The sequence below is a fragment of the Streptomyces sp. NPDC088194 genome (assembly GCF_040702025.1).
In the GTDB taxonomy this organism is placed as follows: Bacteria; Actinomycetota; Actinomycetes; order Streptomycetales; family Streptomycetaceae; genus Actinacidiphila.
This window is the reverse complement of the sequence record NZ_JBFBIV010000211.1, coordinates 1-2,060: the sequence shown is the minus strand read 5'-3', so window position 1 is coordinate 2,060 and position 2,060 is coordinate 1. Positions and strand designations below refer to the sequence as shown.

The window sequence follows — 2,060 nt, the reverse complement described above, 5'->3', positions numbered from 1 at the left end:
TTTTGCAACCAACCTCTTCCCCCCCCTACCCTCTCCCTTTTTTACCCGGCCGCGCCGGCGGGGGGGGGCGCCCCCCCCCCGGCGGGCCCGGGGGGGGGGGGCCCCCCACGGCCCCCGCCGCGGCTCGCGCAGCCGTACCGCCGCCCCGCCTACTCCGCCGCCAGCTCCCGCAGCACCGCCGCCAGCCGGGTCGTACGCTCCTTCGCCACCGGCCCGGCCACGGCGGCGGCCAGCGCCTGGTCCGCGCCCTGCACGACCGACAGGTGCCGCTCACCGCGGCCGAAGGCGGTGTAGACCCAGCCGCGGGTGAGCAGCGGGCCGGCGTCGCCGGGCACCACCACGACCGCCGCGGGCCAGCGGATGCCGGCCGCCTGGTGGCCGGTGACCGCCCACCCGTGCCGTACGGTCGCGGCGACCTCCGCGCGCGGCACCAGCACCGGGCCGTCCTCGCCCGCGAGCCGCAGCCCGTCCGGCTCGGCGCCGACCACCGTGGCCGGGTGCGTACGGCCGGGGGCCGGCACGTGCACCACCCGGTCGCCCGGGTCGAAGCCGCCGAACCGGCCGGGGCCGGGGTTCAGCCGCTCCTTGAGGGCCGCGTTGAGCGCGCGGGTGCCGACCGGGCCGCCGTGCGCGAGCGTGATCACCTGGGTCTGCTCCGGCGGCACCCCGAACGCCCGCGGCACCGAGTCCGCGACCAGCTGCACCGCGCGGTGCACCGCCTCGCCCGGCGCGCGCACCGGGACCACCACGACCTCCTTGTCCGGCGCGTCGACCGGGGTGAGCTCGCCGATGGCCACGCAGGAGGTCAGCTCGCCGATCGGCCCCGGGTCGGGGGTGCGCGAGGTGACCCGGGGGCACGCCTTCGCGGCCAGCAGGTCGGCGAACGCGCGGCCGGGCCCGGCCGACCACAGCGCGTGCGGGTCGCCGCTGAGCACCAGCCGCGCGCCGTCCGGGACCGCCTCGACCAGCGTGGCGGCCTCCTCGACGGACAGTTGGGGCGCGTCCAGCACCGCGAGCAGGTCGAGCGGGAGGCTGCCGTCGGCGGCCCGGCCGCCCGCCAGCAGGCCCGCGACAGTCAGCGCGCCGTCCTCGCCGATCCCGGGAACCGCGGCCAGCCGCCGCCTGCCGCTGTCGGTGTAGGCGGCGGCGTACGCCCGCAGGCCCGCCGCACGGGCGGCCGCGACCAGCGCGGCGGGTTCGGCCCGGGCCGCCTCGCCACCGGTGTGCAGCACCAGCCCGCTGCCGGCGGCCGCGCGGATCAGCTCGGCGGCGGAGGGGGAAGGGGCGGCAGCCGCGGCGGCCTCCCAGTCGGGCGCCGAACTCCCCGCCGACCCGCCCGCAGAACCCCCCGCCGAACCCCCCGCGGCGTCCCCTGAGCCGTCCTCTGCGCCTTCGGCGCCGGCCGCGGCACCCGCGCCGCCCGGGGCGCCCTCGAAGGAGCGCAGCAGCCGTACACAGCCGTCCGCGAGGCTCTCCTCGGCCAGGGCGTACCGGTCCAGGCCGAACAGCAGGGGTACGGGCGCCGGTTCGGCGTCCTCGTCGTCCTCCGGGGCCCCGGCCGCGCCTTCGGGTTCCGCGCGGAAGACCAGCACCCGGCCCTCCTCGACGGCGGCGGCGATCGCGGTGTCCGGGTCGGGTACGGCGTAGCGCGCCAGGGCGGTCCGCAGCGCGTCCCCGTCGAGAGCGGTGTGGCCCTGCTCGGCGGCCCGGTCCAGTACGTGGCCCACCAGCGCCCGCACCCGCCGCTCGTCGCCCGGGCCGACCGCCCCGCCCAGCACCGCCCGGGCGAACGCGTCCACCTGCTCCACCCCGACCCGCACCCCCGGCAGACCGAGCACCCCCCACGGGTCCTCCCGCACCAGCGCGGCCGCGCCCTGGCCCAGCGCCCGTACGACCGGCTCGGCCAGTTCCCCGGGCGCTCCGCCGCCCGCGAGCACCTGCCGGGCCGCGTCCACGGCGGCGGCGTCGAGCGGTGCCCGGGCGGCGCTCGCGGGCGCCGCGGCCTGGCGTTCCGCGCGGGCCGGACGCACGCCGGCGGGCCCGCCTTGCGCCGAAGTCAC

Annotated in this window: 1 protein-coding gene; it reads right to left on the bottom strand. The window is 80.5% G+C overall.

Annotation, left to right across the window (positions count from 1 at the left end; genetic code table 11):
• Window positions 1–149: 149 nt before the first annotated feature.
• The coding region (locus AB0399_RS40435) for a helix-hairpin-helix domain-containing protein (RefSeq protein WP_366414690.1) at window positions 150–2,060 on the bottom strand (1,911 nt) is incomplete at its 5' end.